Origin of the sequence: Bacteroides sp. D22 (genome assembly GCF_000163675.1) — a bacterium.
Taxonomy (GTDB): Bacteria; Bacteroidota; Bacteroidia; order Bacteroidales; family Bacteroidaceae; genus Bacteroides; species Bacteroides xylanisolvens.
In genome coordinates this window covers 82,531-102,249 of sequence record NZ_GG774816.1, presented here as the reverse complement: position 1 = coordinate 102,249, position 19,719 = coordinate 82,531, and the positions used below count along the sequence as shown (strand labels likewise).

15 protein-coding genes are annotated in these 19,719 nt (G+C 46.0%); 4 read left to right on the top strand and 11 right to left on the bottom strand.

From position 1 onward, the window contains the following. From HMPREF0106_RS06040 to HMPREF0106_RS06065, 7 genes are all read right to left on the bottom strand, one after another. A partial coding sequence (locus HMPREF0106_RS06040; RefSeq protein ID WP_009040701.1) for a DUF6443 domain-containing protein occupies positions 1–3,078 on the bottom strand: 3,078 nt, incomplete at its 3' end. 50 nt (positions 3,079–3,128) lie between these two features. Next, the gene (locus HMPREF0106_RS06045; protein ID WP_009040700.1) at positions 3,129–6,215 is read right to left on the bottom strand and encodes an RHS repeat protein; all 3,087 of its coding nucleotides are present in this window, start codon (positions 6,213–6,215) and stop codon (positions 3,129–3,131) included. A 126-nt stretch (positions 6,216–6,341) separates the two neighbouring features. Beyond that, positions 6,342–6,437, bottom strand: coding sequence for a smalltalk protein (locus tag HMPREF0106_RS27195; RefSeq protein WP_005681936.1), 96 nt, complete (start codon positions 6,435–6,437; stop codon positions 6,342–6,344). Positions 6,438–6,442: 5 nt separating this feature from the next. Continuing rightward, positions 6,443–6,979 (bottom strand): N-acetylmuramoyl-L-alanine amidase, encoded by a 537-nt coding sequence (locus HMPREF0106_RS06050; RefSeq protein ID WP_009040699.1) that lies wholly within the window; start codon positions 6,977–6,979, stop codon positions 6,443–6,445. A gap of 101 nt (positions 6,980–7,080) precedes the next feature. Further along, positions 7,081–7,599 (bottom strand): HU family DNA-binding protein, encoded by a 519-nt coding sequence (locus HMPREF0106_RS06055; protein ID WP_004302871.1) that lies wholly within the window; start codon positions 7,597–7,599, stop codon positions 7,081–7,083. 204 nt (positions 7,600–7,803) lie between these two features. Then, on the bottom strand, positions 7,804–8,673 hold the full coding sequence (locus HMPREF0106_RS06060) for a DUF4373 domain-containing protein (RefSeq protein WP_009040698.1): 870 nt from the start codon (positions 8,671–8,673) through the stop codon (positions 7,804–7,806). 21 nt (positions 8,674–8,694) lie between these two features. Continuing rightward, positions 8,695–9,096: a hypothetical protein gene (locus HMPREF0106_RS06065; RefSeq protein ID WP_009040697.1), complete on the bottom strand. Its 402-nt coding sequence runs from the start codon at positions 9,094–9,096 to the stop codon at positions 8,695–8,697. Positions 9,097–9,580: 484 nt separating this feature from the next. On the opposite strand from HMPREF0106_RS06065, the gene HMPREF0106_RS06070 reads away from it, so the two are divergent. Next, the gene (locus tag HMPREF0106_RS06070; RefSeq protein ID WP_008023698.1) at positions 9,581–10,294 is read left to right on the top strand and encodes a S24 family peptidase; all 714 of its coding nucleotides are present in this window, start codon (positions 9,581–9,583) and stop codon (positions 10,292–10,294) included. A 183-nt stretch (positions 10,295–10,477) separates the two neighbouring features. On the opposite strand, the gene miaB is transcribed toward HMPREF0106_RS06070, so the two are convergent. After that, a complete protein-coding gene (miaB, locus tag HMPREF0106_RS06075; protein ID WP_009040696.1) occupies positions 10,478–11,851 on the bottom strand; it encodes a tRNA (N6-isopentenyl adenosine(37)-C2)-methylthiotransferase MiaB in 1,374 nt (457 codons plus the stop codon). 336 nt (positions 11,852–12,187) lie between these two features. Between miaB and HMPREF0106_RS06080 the strand changes: the two genes are divergently transcribed. Further along, on the top strand, positions 12,188–12,649 hold the full coding sequence (locus HMPREF0106_RS06080) for a hypothetical protein (protein ID WP_009040695.1): 462 nt from the start codon (positions 12,188–12,190) through the stop codon (positions 12,647–12,649). Positions 12,650–12,826: 177 nt separating this feature from the next. Further along, complete coding sequence (locus HMPREF0106_RS06085; protein ID WP_004312851.1) at positions 12,827–14,326, top strand: acetyl-CoA hydrolase/transferase family protein; 1,500 nt, start codon at positions 12,827–12,829, stop codon at positions 14,324–14,326. Positions 14,327–14,640: 314 nt separating this feature from the next. On the opposite strand, the gene dacB is transcribed toward HMPREF0106_RS06085, so the two are convergent. From dacB to HMPREF0106_RS06100, 3 genes are all read right to left on the bottom strand, one after another. Then, positions 14,641–16,047, bottom strand: coding sequence for a D-alanyl-D-alanine carboxypeptidase/D-alanyl-D-alanine-endopeptidase (gene dacB / locus HMPREF0106_RS06090; protein ID WP_009040694.1), 1,407 nt, complete (start codon positions 16,045–16,047; stop codon positions 14,641–14,643). 156 nt (positions 16,048–16,203) lie between these two features. Further along, a complete protein-coding gene (gene lpdA / locus HMPREF0106_RS06095; RefSeq protein ID WP_009040693.1) occupies positions 16,204–17,547 on the bottom strand; it encodes a dihydrolipoyl dehydrogenase in 1,344 nt (447 codons plus the stop codon). Between the two features lie 41 nt (positions 17,548–17,588). Further along, positions 17,589–18,041: a PH domain-containing protein gene (locus HMPREF0106_RS06100; RefSeq protein ID WP_009040692.1), complete on the bottom strand. Its 453-nt coding sequence runs from the start codon at positions 18,039–18,041 to the stop codon at positions 17,589–17,591. A gap of 106 nt (positions 18,042–18,147) precedes the next feature. Between HMPREF0106_RS06100 and nadB the strand changes: the two genes are divergently transcribed. Beyond that, complete coding sequence (gene nadB / locus HMPREF0106_RS06105; protein ID WP_009040691.1) at positions 18,148–19,719, top strand: L-aspartate oxidase; 1,572 nt, start codon at positions 18,148–18,150, stop codon at positions 19,717–19,719.

Sequence of the window (19,719 nt, the reverse complement as noted above, 5' to 3'; positions counted from 1 at the left end):
CAATTGATAAACGCTCTTCAACAGGCGGTTCGCAAGGTCGTAGGTATAAGTATGAACCTCGGTTACAGGTGCCTGTCCGGGAGCGCTGTGCACATGCTTCTCTTTCGTTGGGCTGCCCTCGAAGTTGTAAGCCGTATAAACGGATTCAGTACCGTTCTGCCCGTTATTGCCCTTACGTTGGACAACGCGGTAGCGGTCGTCATAGTACAATGCCGAGTAAATGAAGCCTGTATATTCCCTGTCAGTAAAAAGGGCGGTCAAGATTCCGGTTTGTTGCCCTTTGCAATCATCTCCATAACGTTTGCCATAACCGGCTGTTTCGCAGTAAGTCGTCGTTGCGTCATCGGGAATACCGTTTTTACCAAGGAAATCGTAGGAATCGTAATAACTGACCAACAAGACAGTCGGGGAACTTAAGGTTATACCTTCCAACCGGTAACCTTTCAACGGATTCTCCTCATTCGCCCAAACGGCTTTTACAACAACAGTATCAAGAGGGGTGGACTCCGCACCATAAGCCGGTTGATTCTTGCAAATGCCGCTCAATACAACACGGCCAAACCCGTCGGGAATACTGAAAGACCACTCGTTTCGTTTGCGCTGTTCACCGTCTTGAGTAAAAACAGGTCGGTCGGCAGCGTCATAAATCGTGTAAACAGGGTCACAACCGGGGAGTTTCTTATAGATACAACGATTATACTTGTCGTAATGGTAGATGTAAGCATACTTCTGCAAAACAGGATGGCTTTCAGCATATGACTGTATTGCCGTCAAACTATCCGCAGCCAGCGGAGGAAGTACGAAGCGGACATTACCGTAATTGTCATATACCGTATAGGTATCATGAGCTTCGTCACCGTTCATCTGCCGGGTCAGAAGCGTTCGACCGATTTTGTCCTTGAACTCGTAAGTTACATTTCCGTCCTCATCGGTAGTGCGGACAGCATCCAGCATGCACGGAGAATAAAGGCCGGACATTGTAAGCGAGAAATTTTCATCCACGCCATAAAGACGGACGGATGCTAAAACGTTCGTCATGCGGTCATTCTTCACGGAATGTCCCGTAGTATGCCAGCTCTTGCCGGGACCATATTCCTCAACAACCTCGTTCAACGCGGAGCCGTCATACACAGTAAGGCTGTAGGGATGTGAATCCATGCCGTAAAGACAAAAGGAACGGGCGGTTTGCGACAATTTGCCGGGATTCACATAAGATCCGTCACTGCTGCCATACGCCACAGGAAGCCAGAGTTTGCTGCCCCGGTTCAGGGCATCGTAGTCCTGCAATGTGATCAGGTCATGCCCCAATGGGGAAAAGCCGTGCTGAACCTTGACCGTAGGGTTACCGAAATGATCGTAATACTGAATTTCATGGCGGACTTCATCATCCGCTAAAGAAAGGACATCATCCGTAGCAACTGTCGGAACATACGAAAGTACATACGGTTGGGTAGATGTAGGAGACAGCGAATCTTGAGACACAAGTGTCTCAAGATTAGTAGTAATAAAGCCATTCGCACTATTTCCCTCGGAAACAATATAATATGTGCCGGCAGGAAGGCTGTCCACTTTTATTTCGCAAGAGTCGGCGCTTGAATAAAGCATGGAACGAGTGGAATCAAGCAGACCAAGATGCGTTTCAGACAATACAGAGCCGCAATGGCTGACCCGCAAATCCATCGGAGAGGTCAATGTGAATTTGTAAAACACATCATTAAAAGGAGTACAGCCGGATATAAAACCGCTGGTGCGGTCGCCATAAAGAGACGTGTCCCGTGTGTCTGTAAACAGAAGGCCGTATGTGCCTGCATCAATAGCTGTATCAGGATCGTCTCCTACAGGGCCAGACAGCACTCCATTTATAAACAAATTTATTTTTCCATTTGTAGAACCATCCACGACAATGTAGTACGTGCCTGGAGAAAGATAAGGAATCTGAAGGTAAGCATGTTCTCCGTTGTCACATGCTCCACGGCCCCAGGCAACATCATTGACATACAGCAATTCCTGATTCAAAGAGTACACCATCAAGTAGGTGTCGTTCACCTCCGAATCACAGTTACAGACATCCAAACTTATCGGTTGCGTAAAAGTAACACGATAATAAACTTCGCTTCCCGCTTTGAACGACATTTTGCTGCCTACAAAGACAGAAGTATCAAACGTATGGTCGTAGTAAAAAGCTGTGCCATAATATTCACCTACAATATCAATAGGAGAAGAAAAACTGCTCCCCGCCGGAATAGGAGTACCCGTGAGGGAAACGGTCTGCCAAGTATATCCCCAGCCAAGTGCCCAGGTATGAATATAATAAATGCCCGGTTCCAAATCATAATACATCAGATTTTCCGAGGCAGCGTATATCGGTTCCACCACGTCGTCCTCCCAACGTTTCAACAAGGTATGACAGTACTCCGAGCTGTTCTCCAGCTTCAGACGAACAGGAGACTGTAGAGTGAAGCAATACACCATGTCGTGATAGTCGTCATGGTTGTCGGCACCCGGCTCATAATCAGATACGTACAGTGTTATGTTATCCGTATGCGAAACGGTGAACTCACTGCCAAAGGTGCCAAGATCCATCGGGTAATAGAAATCCTCGCCTACCTCACGCTCGTCAATATAGATATACAAGTAAATAAGACCTTCCTCAACAACCTTACCCGCACCATAGTCCATAGACTCCGCTACAATATAATACGTGCCGGGAAGCAAGGAAATACATAAGTCTGCATACCCCAAATTTAGGCGGTCTACTTCCTTACCTGTTACATCCAATATATGGGCAAAAGTACCTACTTCCGAAGGACCGTTTATCCCAATACCGACATCCATGGAACGTGTCAGCGTCAACTTAAAGAATATCTCGTTACCAAATGAAAAGTCGGGTTCTTTATATGAAGGAAGCACATAGTCGTTCGAGTAATCTCCCGTATTAAGCGTTCCTTCATAATAATATGTACTATCACAAACCCCGAGATCTATCGCCGTTTCCATGCGATGATAGAATGAAGACTGCCCGAACAGGCTGTACGAACAAGTCGCAAATAACATCAATAAGAATAATTTTCGTATCATAATTTCTAGTTTTGTCAGTTTTTAAATTATCCAGTTTTCCTGTATTCCTTTTATTTTCCGAAATGATAAACATACTTCTGCAACATTACTTTACGGGCGTTTGCATCCAGATAATAGCTGCCGGTCAGTCGGCTGTAATTATCATAATCGAAGCGGGTGGTGACACCGTTAGGATCGGTAATTGCCGTCACACCGTGCAAAGAAACGTATTCGTAGGTAGTAACGCGTGCATCGGGAAGCAGTTCTCTTAAAGAGCCGATCCTGACCCGTACATCGGAATCCGGGACACTGTCGTATGTCCATTCATCGGCCGACTCAATCTCCAGAGCTGCACATACCTCATCGATTGTCGCATTCTCTATTCGAGCAATGGGGAAACAGTTGTTATAACTCCAGAGGAAACTGACGGGAGTTCCATCCTTTCCAGCTATCTCGACAGCGTTGCCGGATGCGTCATAGCGGCGGTAAACCACTTCGTCCCGAAAGTCCGCCTGCTTGTCCGTACGCGACTGCACTTTCTGCGGAAGGCAACTGCCGGCGTTAAAAAGAATACGACTTTCCCGGTTGTTTTCTCCCTCCGTATGCTTATGGTAGGAAAGAATAGCGGGATAATTGAGCAGATAGTCATAGGTATCCACCACCGCTATACTGTCGCTACGCATGGTTTCCACCCGCCGGGGCTTTAAGGAAAAACCGGGATCAAGAAAATCGTAATCATACGCATACCGTTTCTCGGTGGAAAAAACATGCCGCTTACCTTCGGAGGTATAATATCGCTTGGTAACTTCCTTATCCAACTGCCGGTACGTGTCTATATCCAAATTTTCGCGGTGAGTGGTAAAGACAGAATATTTACCGGAGTAACCACTCTCCTCAAACTCTTTCCAACCTGTGACAATATGCCGTTCGGGTACCAATATCTGTATTTGCTGGTTTTCAATCTTCTTTGCTGAGTAATTATTCTCCACGACTGAAACCAGTTCACTGCCACGGTAATATTCCGTGCGAAGCAAAGCACCATACAGCTGATTGCTTTTACCATAGATGAAATCTCCGGAAGGCTCATGTGAATAGTAGGGTTTACGACGCACCAAAGCTTCTGTCTTTTCGGTAATAGATTCATCTACAAATTGTTTCACGGAACCGGAAGGATCACTATCGTCCCATACCAACAGGTCTTCAAAAGCATGACGTTTCACATCATAATAGTACATGGTAGTGGTTTGGGTACCGTCATCCCCCCGGGTCTGCTCTGACACCACATTATACATGACAGCACTACCGTCATGCAACGTAATATTGGAGACAGGCATGGAACCATAAATCGTCAGTTCCTCTTTCCATTCCGCATTGGTTGCAGGATCTCTATAGATGGCAATCCCATCCGACTGATAATCACGCTGCGTCACTATGTGCCTGATAGCGCCACCACCCCAGACAGGTTCATAATTCGGAACGTTCGGAATGGTCAGGCCATATTTATAACTCTTCCTGATCCGACGGTTTGTATGAGGGTCATAACTTTCAATAGAGGAAACACGCAAACCGCCTACAGGATGAAGATAATCCCGGTGGGACTCGTCCTTGCGACTATCCCGGAAAGCGCCATAGTTTCCTTCATAACTGAAGCGGGTTTGTACACCCTGCGGATCAGTTATCAGGGATAAAACTCCGAGCTTCGCATAACCCGGACTCGGATTGCGGTTAGCACCCGGATAATTCACCACAAAACTATGCATGTTCGAAAAACCATTAAGATCGAGCGAAACCACTTCCCGTATACCCGGAAGCTTGCTTTGTCCGCTGTTTTCCGGACCGTTACAGAACCCCCAATGGTCTACGGAGATCGTATAGATTGAGGGCACGCGACGGACATCTCCATAATCGAAAGACCATACGCGGTCCTCCACTCCGGGTGAAGATATACGCACCGAATCCAGCTTCGTAAGTGAAGTGTTGTCATTGTATGGAGTGATATAAAATCTAATCGTACGCACCAGCATTCCGTTCCCGTCCTTTACCTCCATCTCATCAAGCACCGTACTCGAAGTAGTACCGTCTCGTCCAACACGCTTATAACTGACAGACAGACTATTATCAAGAAATTCAACCATCGACACATAAGCAGCCTCTATGTCGCCGTCCGTATAATGGACAGGGTCCGAGAAACCCACACCGGCTTCATCCCGGCTGATACTTTCCAACCTGGCTTCTTGGAGCCCTTCCGAAGATTGATAATCATCCGGAGGACAAACACGATAATAAGAGGAACCGTCTATCAGGAGCGTCTCACGGTTAGGACGATCTATATCTTTAAATATCAACTGCTCATCCAGGTTATAATACGTGCGCGGATTGACAAGATGCCCGGAGTCATAATAAAAGTTCACCAATTGCTGCTCCGGATGCCGTGCGGAACAGATGGAGCTGCACAGCCAGCGGGTGATGTTATCCCCTGTTTTCTCACAGGTTCCTCCAAAATAATATTGAAGGCCGTTCTCGTCCGTAATATTCATCGTGTCGTCATAATTCCACTTCACCAGGTCGTTGTTGCGGGGAACCGTCCACATAGGCGTGTGACGCGTGCGAAAATAGCCGCTACCTCCACCTTGAGGCAGTTTGTAAATGAATTTATCCGGACGCATATCAGTCCCGTTATTCACTTTCTTCTCATAAAACTCCATCTGTCTGTCCGGTTGCCAGGGAACTTGCTCATCTGCCACGTAAAACCAGCCTTCCCTGTATTCATCGTCCGCCACACCATTGATATGGCGGCTTACTGAAGGTTCCAGGTTCAACGTCCATCCCGTTCCAGCAATACCGCTGCGCTCTTTCGGCTTCAGACCGGAAGAATGATAAGACAATGTAACAGGGATTGTCACTTCACCCGCCACAATCTCATATAATGGTACCGTTATGTCCGGGATGCCCGTACAGTGGCTTACCGGATAGGACTGATATTTTTCCATGGCAGCCACCGTGGGAGAGACCGGGACAACCTGCGGCACATCCAATGAAATTGTATTCGTAGATTGCCCATGCACGAAAGCAGAAAAAAAGAGAAAGCCAAACATTACCCCTATAAAAGGTAACTGCCCCAGTCTCATTTTGTTTTTGTGTAGATATAATTTATTCATAAATGGTCGTTCTTTAAAATGAATAGTTTAATAAATTGGTTTAGTCTTATTTTCATGTCTGAAAGGCCTCCGGCAGCCGGTTAAAATAAATCTGCCGAAGGCACTTTTTCACATATCAAGCATTTCTTACAAATTCATCGCATTAGCGCCCAAAACGCCAGCCAAAGCTGAAGCCACTGCGATAACCACTTTCAGGATCATATCCCATACTGATTTCTTCATTGCCATCATTTACCTCCTTTCTGTTCTTTAATGTGTTGTGTTACTCTGTGTTTCTCCGTACTTCCAGTCTCATCAGTTTTATCGGCAAATGCTCCGAACTCATTGAATTCCTTTGCCACCTCAAAGCACGGGCACTGTTTAATCCATTCTTCTGGTTCTATCTCACCGTTTCCATTGAGATCCGGCGAAAGATCCCGGTGTCCGCATACCCGGCAACCGGGAAATTTCTCCTGTAGCTGCCCGACGAGTTGCCGGAGCATAGCCCGTTGTGCCGGAGTCCGGGTATCTGCCGGGCGTCCCCGGCAATCCAGACCACCTTCATAGCAGATACCTATCGAATGAGCGTTGAAACCTTTGGCGTGTGCTCCGATGCGTTCGATGGGGCGGGTGAGGTGCACTGTTCCATCCTTGCGGATGTAGTAGTGATAGCCTGTTCCGTTGAATCCGCGGCGCCGGTGCAAACGGTCCAAATCTTCCGGAGAAAGTGTACAATCCTCCCTCGTGGCGCTGCAATGCACCACAATCAAGTTGATAATCCTCATGTTAGTGGATGATTTCTAGTTTAGTTAAAAGTCAAATGTTTAGTTAAGCCTACGAAGTTTGTCGTTTACATTTTGTGTATTCCTCACTGCCGTGACGTCATTTATGCAGCCGGATCGGGCGCTTCTCCGCCTCCTTCATTACCGCCTCCACCGGGCTTGTCGCTTCCACCGGAGTTACCGCCTCCTGCACTACCCGCATCGGAAACAAGTTTATCATAACGGGCACACTTCGCACCGGTCACCATCGAACGGGTAGCGGTAGTACGGTCATGATTCTTAGTCGTTGTCGGTTGGAAGCGGACAGTAAGCGTAGCCTGTGCAGCCGACACTTCGTCAGAGGTTTCCACACCTTTGCCGCGAGCCACCATCACCATACGGAAGGTACCAAGACCGTCCACGCTTACACTTTCCGAAGATTGCAAGTGTTGCCCCATCACCGTCACCAGGTTGTCGAGTGTGTTTTTTACGTCACCCGGAGAGAGGGAAGAGTAGGCTGCTATTTCTTTCGAGAGTTGTGCGGAATCTACGTTTCCCGAACGTACAACTCGGGGATAGAAGAGTTTTTTACCGCTTTTTTTGTCTTCCAGAGTTGACTGGAAGGGTTTGTACAATACTGGCATAATTGTAATAGTTTTTAGTCGTTAATAATTCTAGTTTATCTGTGTCTTTAAGCTTATCGACAATGCAAATATAAGACCTTATTTCTGTCTGTGCAAGAGATTTTGAAAGTGTGCGTTAATAAATTCGTTAATATGGAAATTTGCCACTATACTACTAATTTACAATATATTATGCAATACATTAGCATCATAACCCTCATTAATTCAGTTATTCAGGACACTCAACAAATAATGACCGGGCAGTTTGATTTTTCCGGCACTTGCCCGAATGACGCCGAAACCCTTCCAAACCTTACCACCGATTTCTCCGTAATTACTTTTCAGCACGATTGCATACTGTTCGGAGGGAGGAATATGATAAAGGCGAAGGTTATCCAACAGTCCGGAAAGGTTGCGCGGGTGTCCGTCAGCAGGAGCTTGCATCCGGTCAATATCCGACTGTGTCAGTTCACGTTTCTTCTTCGCCGGTTTTCTGTTAGAAAAATCTCCTCCCTCTTCTTTCTCATCCCCTCCTTTGGGCAAAGGAGGGTTAGGGAGGATGTTTTCTTTACTTTCTTTTTCTTTTCTTTTTATGAGGGTACTTTTTGTTGCAGTATCCGGAGATTCTGTTACAGTATCGAGGGTTTGCGTTACAATATCCGGGGTTTCTGCAACAGCATCCGGAAGGGTGGAGTGTACGGTTTCCTCATCCGGCAGTAGACAGTAGTCCGGAGAAATATGACGACGGCTGCGGCGTTTAGTGATAAAAAGGAACTGCCGCTGAATGTCGGCGGAAGTCAGGATGCCGTAACGTTCGTAGAGAGAGGAATCGAAGAAACCGTACTCCACAAACAGATGAAGCACCCGGCGGACACTATCGTTGTCCGTGCTGAAGAGCTGGTCGGAGAGTTCGTCATAGAAGTCATCGTCGACATGAATATAATAACCCTCGCCCGAATATAGATAAGACAGGGTATAGAGCAGGATCGTGAAGACGGAATCGCCTTCACGCTTCATCACACGGCGTACGACACGGTCGTGCATAAAATCGGTATTCAAAGGGAAATAGTCAAGCCCTTGTTTTATTCGTCCCATGATATAAATTGTTTTTATAAATCAGTCCGCCAATTCTAATTTTGATCCTGATTTTGATTCTAATTTCAATTCAAAGACTGATCCGGATTGAGATTCAGAACCTGATTCGTATTCAAATTCCGATTCACGGACTTTCCGCCTTTTCCGTTCAATGCTGGCAGCTACGGTTTCAAGGGCATGCAGAATAAGTTCCCGTCGCAACGTGGGATCTTCCGTAGAGGTAATTACCGGATAACTGCTTTCCCTGTCGCATGCCAGGGAGCGTTTCTCGTTCTTCCGGTGGTTCCGGCTGACAGTTTTACGACATTCCTTACAGTAGTTGCCGGGAAGACCGGTTTTCTTATTGATATAAAAGGCACTTGCCGGAAGAGAGCGTTTGCAACATCCGCAAACGCACAGTGTTTGTACTTTTGAGCTTTTCATTTTGTTATCCAATTATAAATTATAAATGCTAGTTTTTATCAGTCAGGTCTGTAATCATCCAAATACGGAGTATTCGTATACAATATGTTATCCTTTTGTTATCCTATTGCCAGGTATTAACATCTGGCATTTCAGGTATTAATGGTTAGAAAAATAGCTATTAACATTTGAGGAAATAGCTGTTAACAGGTATCAGCAAGCTTTCCGCAGGTGGCGGATGAGAAATTTTCAAGGTTTCGGTGTTTTTCTTGAAGTTTTGCATGGCATATCCGTTTTTAATTTATATTTTTGAAACGTTTTCTATTAATCAATGGGACAAAGATAGAATATTTTTTTTCATAAATAAAACATTGGTTTTCATTTTTAATCTCAACTATTTTACAAGTCATTGATTATAAACATATAGTAAACATATTTTTTTAGTCAGCCATTTTATAGCTGCCATTTATAAATCCGGGATTAGTCTTTTAAATAAAAAAACAGAATGGATACAAATTTGGATGTATTAGGTATCATCAAGCGTGCCAAACAGGCGTTAAACCTAAAAAGAGACAGCGAACTAGCTGAATATCTGGGAGTTTCGAGAGCCACAGTCACCAATTGGGGCGCACGAAACAGCATCGATTTCCGCTTGTTGCTCGACAAATTGGGGGACAAGGTAGACTACAACTGGTTATTATTGGGAAAAGGAAATCCAAAACATCAGCCGAGACATTGCGAAAGCGAACTGGTGCAGGGAGAAGTCGAGATTATACACAATCCGAAAACGCCCGAACCAATAGACGACCGTAGCGTGACATTATACGACATTACGGCAGCAGCGAACCTGAAAACATTATTCACCAATAAAAAGCAGTATGCACTGGGGAAGATATTGATTCCCAATATATCCGTCTGCGACGGGGCGGTCTACGTCAACGGAGACAGCATGTACCCAATATTGAAATCGGGAGACATTATCGGATATAAAGAAATCAGCAGTTTCGACAATGTCATTTACGGGGAAATATACCTGGTGTCGTTTATGATTGACGGAGACGAGTATCTGGCAGTAAAATACGTGAACCGTTCGGAGAAAGAAGGTCATCTCAAACTGGTGAGTTACAACACACACCATGAACCGATGGATATTCCATTCGCGTCCATCAATGCAATGGCAATTGTGAAGTTCTCCATCAGGAGACACATGATGATGTAAGTTTCACCACCGAGGACGCAGAGGACACAGAGGAACACTGATTTTTTATATTAATCCTCAAAGCCTCCACAGGATGTGTTGTATAAGCGCAGTTGCCACATACCGTACAGGCAGTCACAACTACAAGACAGCCACGACTATGAGAATAAGACCTCTGTGTCCTCTGCGTCCTCTGTGGTGAAATCAGATTTCTTCCCCTTTCAGCGTAGCCGAACTAGCCTCTGTGACACGCACATTGACGAAATCACCGACACGATGCGTACCCCTGTCGAACACCACCACACGGTTTTGTTCCGTACGGCCGAACAGTTGATCGCGCGAACGCTTGGAAACACCTTCCACAAGCACTTCATACGTCTTTCCGATGCAACGCTGGTTGGATTCGGCAGACAGACGGTTCTGTAAAGCGATAATCTCATTCAGGCGGTGGACTTTCACCTCTTCGGGCACATTATCTTCAAGATGTTTCGATGCATACGTTCCCGGACGCTCGGAATATTTAAACATAAAAGCAGCATCGTACCCACACGCTTCCATCAGCGAAAGCGACATGGCATGATCTTCTTCCGTTTCAGAATGAAAACCGGAGAAAATATCGGTAGTCAGTCCGCAATCGGGGATGATGCGTTTGATAGCTGCCACCCGGTCCAGATACCATTCACGGGTATACTTACGGTTCATCAGTTTCAGGATGCGGGAACTACCGCTCTGCACAGGCAGATGAATATGTTTACATACATTCGGCACTTGTGCAATCACCTCCAACGTTTCGTCACTCATATCCTTCGGATGGGAAGTCGTGAAACGAATACGTACCCCCGGAGCGGCTTCGGCCACTGTTCGGAGCAACATCGGGAAGGTAACCACTTCTCCTGTCGGCCTCTCAAAACGGTATGAGTTGACATTTTGTCCCAACAGGGTGACTTCTTTATAGCCTTTTGCCACCAAATCTGCCACTTCATTGAGGATACTTTCCACGTCACGGCTACGCTCACGTCCGCGAGTATAGGGAACGATGCAATAAGTGCAGAAATTGTTACAACCACGCATGATGGACACAAAGCCGGAAATATGATTGCCACAGATACGCGACGGAATCACATCCCGATAAGTTTCGGTAGTAGAAAGCTCCACATTGATTGCTTTCTCGCCGGTTTCAACGGCGGCAATCAAATCGGGCAACGTCAGGTAAGCATCCGGACCGACTACCAGGTCGACATGATGATTCGTTATCAGATCATCCTTTACCCGTTCGGCCATACAACCCAGTACACCCACAATCAGGCGCTTTTTCTTTTTCTTCAGCGAGTGGAAAAACTCCAAGCGGTTCAGGATCTTCTGCTCCGCATTGTCGCGGATAGAACAAGTGTTCATAAACACAGCGTCAGCCTCTTCCAGCGTTTCAGCTACGGAATATCCCGCCATTTGCATCACCGATGCAATCACCTCACTGTCGGCTACGTTCATCTGGCAGCCGTATGTTTCGATAAACAACTTCTTGTTGTCATCAGTCATTTCAGTTGCGGATTTAAAGTCCGCTCCCGTTAATTCGTTCATACTCAAATCTTAGTTTAAAAATTCGGATGCAAAGATACGGCTTCACTTTCAATAAGTAGTTAATTGACACAGAAATAACGCAAAAATTGATGATTTGGCAAGCAAATTTGTAATTTATGTTAAGAGGATAAACATTTTCCATCCATATACTTGGCAAATTTAAATTTATTTTTCACATTTGTGCAATGAAAGAAACATTAGATTTTTTCATAGTTAAGGTTTAGGTTAAAAAAATTAAGGGGAGCTGTGAAGCTGCCCTTTTTTCATGCCCAAATGTTAGTTCAAACCAGATAAAATGCCTACCTTTGGCGGATAACTATTTAGATGTGAAGCACAATGGAAGATTTTTTGAAATTTCTCTTGATAGCAGGCGTCATTCTTGTGGGAATATTCAAAGAGGTGAATAAAAACAGCAAGGCGAAAAAGGCTAAAGCCAAGCACCCCGTTCCCCCAATGCCATCTCCGGTTGAAGTAAACCCCGATGCCGTTCCCATACCCGAAGCGTGGGGCAGCCCCAAATCCCTGGACGAACTGCTCCGGCCGATTCCTCGCGAACAACCGGCTTCCAAACAATTTTCCAAACAGCAAACTTCGAAACAAAAAAAGAAAAAAGAAGAAGTATCCGTGGCTGCATCTCTTGCAAACAGCGCTGCACAAGATGAACGGAACAGTCGGCAAGGTGCTCATTACAACACTCCCCACGACTCACCCGACAATAAAGAAGATTTTACGATTCATTCGGCAGAAGAAGCTCGCCGAGCCATTATCTGGGGAGAAATACTTCAACGGAAATATTGAGGGAAATTGAAATTATAAAGACATATCAAGCACGGATTACGCTGTCGCTCTATGCAATCCAACTTTTCCGGAAACCATGAAACCCGTGTAACCCGCGCCTGATATCTTATCCGAAAAGCGAATAGAATTATTAACTTATTAAATATCAACTGTATTTTAACACGAAATTTACTATTTATGTCACTCAATCGTATTTCGGCAGCGGAAGCTGCAAGCCTGATTAAACATGGCTACAACATCGGCCTAAGCGGATTTACTCCCGCCGGAACGGCCAAGGCTGTAACAGCCGAACTCGCAAAAATTGCTGAAGCAGAACATGCGAAAGGAAACCCGTTTCAAGTAGGAATTTTCACAGGTGCATCAACAGGAGAGTCCTGCGACGGCGTACTGTCACGTGCCAAAGCCATCCGCTACCGCGCCCCTTATACTACCAACGCTGATTTCCGCAAAGCTGTGAACAACGGAGAGATTGCCTACAACGACATACACCTCTCACAAATGGCACAGGAAGTGCGCTACGGATTCATGGGCAAAGTGAACGTAGCCATCATCGAAGCCTGCGAAGTGACTCCCGACGGAAAGATTTATCTGACTGCCGCCGGTGGTATTTCCCCGACGATCTGCCGTCTGGCCGACCAGATCATCGTGGAGTTGAACAGCGCACACAGCAAATCCGGCATGGGTATGCACGACGTATACGAACCGCTCGATCCTCCTTACCGCCGCGAGATTCCTATCTATAAACCGAGTGACCGTATCGGGCTCCCTTACGTTCAGGTAGACCCGAAAAAGATTATTGGCGTAGTAGAAACCAACTGGCCGGACGAAGCCCGTTCTTTCGCCGCTGCCGATCCGTTGACCGACAAAATCGGACAGAATGTTGCCGACTTCCTCGCTGCCGACATGAAACGTGGTATTATCCCGTCTACTTTCTTACCCCTGCAATCGGGTGTAGGAAACATCGCCAACGCCGTACTCGGTGCATTGGGACGTGATAAAACGATTCCTCCATTCGAAATGTACACAGAGGTAATACAGAACTCCGTGATCGGACTGATTCGCGAAGGACGTATCAAATTTGGTAGCGCCTGCTCACTGACTGTAACAAACGACTGTCTGGAAGGCATTTACAACGATATGGATTTCTTCCGCGATAAATTGGTTCTCCGTCCGTCGGAAATCTCAAACAGCCCGGAAATAGTACGCCGTCTCGGTATCATTTCTATCAATACAGCCATCGAAGTCGACCTGTACGGCAACGTAAACTCTACCCATATCGGCGGAACAAAAATGATGAACGGTATCGGTGGTTCGGGAGACTTTACCCGCAACGCTTACATCTCTATCTTCACTTGTCCGTCTGTGGCTAAGGAAGGTAAGATCAGTGCAATCGTACCGATGGTATCCCACCACGACCACACGGAGCACGATGTCAATATCGTTATCACCGAGCAAGGTGTTGCCGATCTTCGTGGCAAGAGTCCGAAAGAACGTGCACAAGCCATCATCGAAAACTGTGCTCATCCTGACTACAAAGAGCTTCTTTGGGATTACCTCAAACTGGCCGGCAACCGCGCGCAGACTCCACACGCTATTCAGGCTGCACTTGGTATGCACGCAGAGTTGGCTAAAAGTGGCGATATGAAGAATACCAATTGGGCTGAATACGCCAAGTAATATAGAATATAGGATTTACAATATTCGATTCTAAACAAGTATAATTGTATTCTCTGGTAAACAAAATCCAACGATTTTTGCTTATTAGAGAATACAATTATCTTTTTATAGAAAAATCAATAAGTTATAGAAGAATCAATAAGCCCTTCATAAAGAGTAGAAACTTAACCTATGACAACATAGAAATCGGATTCAACAACGAAATTCCACTTGGGTTGTTTTGGGGTGTCAAAACACTTTTCTTTAGGAAAGTGCTTCTGTTGCACAGAGCTTTAGCAGGGGTAAGTCTTTCAATTTGAGTATTATGACACCATCTATTTCCCAATAATCACCTCACACACCTTATCCTGAAATGCCCGTGCCTTAGCTGCCGAAAGCACATTCTGGTTCATAATGGCAAAGGCCACTTCATGTCCGTTTTTCATCTTCAGATAGCCCGCGAGCGCATTTATTGCCGTAAACGAGCCTGTTTTGGCATGAAAATTCCGGAAGGCAGGAGTACCTTTCATCCGGAATTTCAATGTTCCGTCCACTCCGCCAACGGGAAGAGATTTATATAACATCTGAAACACCTCTGTTTGCGAGTACGCATATTTCAGAAAGTCCACCAGCAGGGCAGGAGAGAGGTAATTATAATTGGACAGTCCGCAACCGTCGGCAATCTTATAGTCTTTCGGGTCATGCCCCAGGCGACGGATCAATTTCATAATCTCGACAATACCATCTTCGGCAGCCACCTGCTTCTTTCCCGTAGCCTGGGCTCCTAAGCGACAGAGCAATGCTTCCGCATTAAGATTATCACTCTCTTTCATCAACTGGTTCAGCACTTTCTGCACGGAAGTATTCCAGCAAGCCATCCGTTCTACAGTCACACTATCACGAGGCAATTCGGCAAAACCATACGACTGGGGAGTCGTGATTCCTTTCCCACGAAGACGCTCCAGGAAAGTATGCATAAAAAAACGGGGAGAATCGTAGATGTTTACATCGTCCTTTCTGATCGAAGTGACATTGCCCGAAACGAGGAGATTATTGCCATTCGTCAGCCAGTCTCTCGTGAAAGAGAATCTTCCGGCAGAAGAGGTACGTGTTTTCGTCTGATTCGTCACTGTATAATAGGAGGATACAGGTTGACAGGAAACACTTGCAGTATCTCCCTGCACTGTAGAGGGAACGACAGAAACCTGCACAGTCCCCTTGCAAAACATCAATGGAGAGAGATAAGGCTGATAGCCCGCAGGGGTATCGTCCCATGCCCATCCACTACCCCAATAAAGAGAGTCTTTCATCGAAACATCGCCGTACACCTGTCCGTTAATCACCGAAAAAGGGAAAGTGATTACCTCTTCTATCAATGAATCCATCGACTGGCTGTTAAATTCAGGATCGAATCCGCCTACCACATACAGGTTGCCTTGCAAAGTATCATGTTCTATCACGCCATCGTGCCATACTTCCGTGCGGAAAGGTTCGGCAGCTTCGGGGCGGGAGAGGGCGGTAATAGCCGTCAGCAGCTTCATTGTAGAGGCAGGACGGGAAAGTTTCTCCGCACGATAGTTATAAAGTGATTTCTTAGCCGTCAGATCGTAGACGGATATGCCGACCTCGGATGCTTCGGGGAGCATCTTCTTGATAAGCGAATCTATCCGGGAGAAATTTTGTTGTCCCCAAAGTGGCAACAAACAAACTGAAAGGGTGACCAACAAAAGACTTTTTTTCATACAATACAGTTTATGATATCAACAAATGTACAATGACACATCACCATACAAACTATTGCCAATAAGGCCGGAGTGATTATATATTTTCTCATCATATATTTGATTTTATCAGTAAGATACCCGCATCAATGAACGATCGCAGATATCGGAATCCCTTTATAACACTTCCCGGAAAATCTCTCCTACCGTAGGATGCGGGAAAACAATCTTTTTCCATTGCGCTGCCGTCAATCCGAGCTCAATGGCAGTGCCCGCAAGAGTGATAATCTCCGAAGCCGGATTGCCCAATACATGGGCTCCAATCACCCGTTGCTGTTCGTTCAGCAGTACTTTACAGACTCCGTTGACGCCTTCATTCTCCGCCACAAAACGGCCGGAGTAAGCCATCGGAAGTTTGATAACCTGATAAGTGATACCTTTTGCCAACGCCGATTCCTCCGTTTCACCCACTCCGGCAATCTCCGGATTGGTATAGACTACGCCCGGAATAGCCCGATAACTCATGGCATCTTCCTTTCCCAAGATGGAATGTACGGCAACTTCCGCTTCACGAACAGCCGTATGGGCGAGCAAAGAGAATCCTGTCAGGTCACCACAAACATACACGCCCGGCACAGAAGTCTGCATCTTTTCATTAATTCTGATAGCGCCACGCTCTGTCTTCTCCAAATTCAAGTTTTCGAGCCCGAAACCTTTCGCCACCGGGCGACGGCCGACACTCATCAACAGCTTTTCTGCAATGACACTGCCGTTTCCCTCCGCGTTCTCATAAGAAACAACAGCCCCTTCTTCCGTTTGCGACAAGCCGACCACTTTCGTACTAAGCAGGAATTTAATACCTCGTTTGGCATATTCCGCACGAAGCAAAGCGGAAAGCTCCTTATCCATTCCACCCAGGATTTCGTCCATCATCTCAACCACCGTCACCTGTACTCCCAAACTATTGAAGAACGACGCAAACTCCATACCGATTACCCCGCCACCAACAATAGCCAAAGAAGCTGGCAATTCTTTACTGTCCAAAGCATCCCTGTGCGTCCAGTAGTTCACCGCGTCCACTCCCGGAATAGGGGGAATAAAGGTTTCCGAACCCGTACATAATATCAGATTCTCTCCTTCGTAAGTCTCTTCCCCGCAGCGAACCGTATTTTTATCAATGATCTGCGCTTCTCCTGATACAATTGTAACATTGTTGGCAGTCAGCTTCGCTTTCACTCCCAGCACCAGTTTACGCACTACCTTACTTTTACGCGCTATTATCTTAGGCAAATCGAAAGAGACTTCCGGGATATTGACTGCATACTTTGATGCATGTTTTGCACTGTCATAAGTCTTTGCCGAATACAACAATGTTTTCGTAGGAATACAGCCTTCATTCAGACAGACACCACCCAGACTATTCTTTTCGATAAGCAATACGCTCAAACCGCCTTTACCGGCAGTTTCGGCAGCCGTATATCCCGCAGGACCGCCACCAATGATAATTACTTGATATTTCATAGTATATAATCAGTTAATCTTTTCATTATTATCAAAACATGCTACGATTCATCCGCTTGAGAGTCTACAGAGTCTATTACCTCTGTGGCCTTTATTTTCTTTACGAACATTCTCTTTTCGAGTAGTTCTGCAAATTCCTGTTCCTTGACAGACATCACCGAAACAAACTTCCCTTTTCCGTATTCTATCAGGATATAATCCGTCACCGAGAAGCGGCCGAACTTCATGGAATGGTATTTCCTGACTGCGGTAATTTCGGAAAGCGGGATGATCTTCTTGCGAATAAAACGACCACGTGAGACTTCCAGATCACCGTTTGTTGTCAATGTATAAGTAGTGTGTATAATTTGTTCGATCACTACAATCAGCATCAACATAAACAGTACCGCCACTAAGATATACTTACACCACAATGCGCCGACGGCATTCACAGTAAGCACCACCAACAGGAAATATTGGTACCAGGCGATGCGGGCATGAAAAATTCGATTCATTTTGTCAGATTTTTGCCTGCAAGGTAGCAATTTTATGAATTAGTGACAACGAAAAGTACAACGAAGTAACTTATTTTGTAGCTTTGCGGTGAGAAATAACAAGATTATGGTAAGAAAATTCGATTTCCTCGTTATCGGTTCCGGAATTGCCGGTATGAGTTTTGCGCTGAAAGTGGCGCACAAAGGTAAAGTTGCTCTTATCTGTAAAAGTAGGCTGGAAGAAGCCAATACGTACTTCGCCCAGGGAGGTGTAGCCTCCGTCACCAACCTTCTGGTGGATAATTTCGACAAGCACATTGAAGACACAATGATTGCCGGCGATTGGATCAGTAACCGTGCCGCAGTAGAAAAGGTAGTGCGCGAAGCTCCCGCACAAATTGAAGAACTGATTAAGTGGGGAGTGGATTTTGACAAAAACGAGAAAGGCGAATTTGACTTGCACCGCGAAGGCGGACACTCGGAGTTCCGTATTCTTCACCATAAAGATAATACGGGAGCGGAAATTCAGGACAGCCTGATTAAAGCCGTACAACGCCATCCGAATATCACGGTCATCGAAAACCAGTTTGCCATTGAAATCCTGACACAGCATCACCTGGGAGTGACTGTAACCCGCCAGACACCGGACATCAAATGTTATGGTGCTTATATCCTCGATCCGAAAACGGGAAAAGTAGATACCTATCTTGCCAAAGTGACGCTGATGGCTACCGGTGGAGTAGGAGCCGTTTATAAAACAACCACTAACCCGCTAGTCGCTACCGGAGACGGTATCGCCATGGTTTACCGTGCCAAAGGTACGGTGAAGGATATGGAGTTTGTACAATTCCACCCTACCGCCCTATATCATCCGGGAGACCGCCCTTCTTTCCTGATAACGGAAGCAATGCGTGGTTACGGAGGTGTACTGCGTACAATGGACGGCAAAGAGTTCATGCAGAAATATGATCCCCGTCTTTCGCTCGCTCCCCGTGATATCGTGGCACGCGCCATCGACAACGAGATGAAAAACCGCGGAGACGACCATGTATATCTGGACGTCACCCACAAAGATCCCGAAGAAACAAAGAAACACTTCCCCAATATCTACGAAAAATGTCTTAGCCTGGGCATCGACATCACGAAAGATTATATCCCGGTAGCCCCGGCCGCCCATTATCTCTGCGGAGGTATCCTTGTCGACTTGGACGGACAATCTTCCATCGAACGTCTTTATGCCGTGGGAGAATGTTCCTGCACAGGATTGCATGGAGGCAACCGCCTGGCTTCCAACTCACTGATAGAAGCAGTCGTATATGCCGACGCTGCCGCCAAACACAGTCTACAAGTGGTCGATCAATATTCTTATAATGAAAATATTCCCGAATGGAATGACGAAGGAACCCGTTCGCCGGAAGAAATGGTGCTCATTACGCAAAGTATGAAGGAAGTGAACCAGATTATGAGTACGTATGTAGGTATTGTCCGCAGCGACCTCCGTCTAAAACGTGCCTGGGACAGACTCGATATTATCTACGAAGAGACTGAAAGCCTGTTCAAACGCAGCGTAGCGTCCAGAGAAATCTGCGAATTGCGTAATATGGTGAATGTGGGTTATCTGATTATGCGCCAAGCAATGGAGCGTAAGGAAAGCCGCGGATTACATTATACGATAGATTATCCTCACGTGAAGAAATGA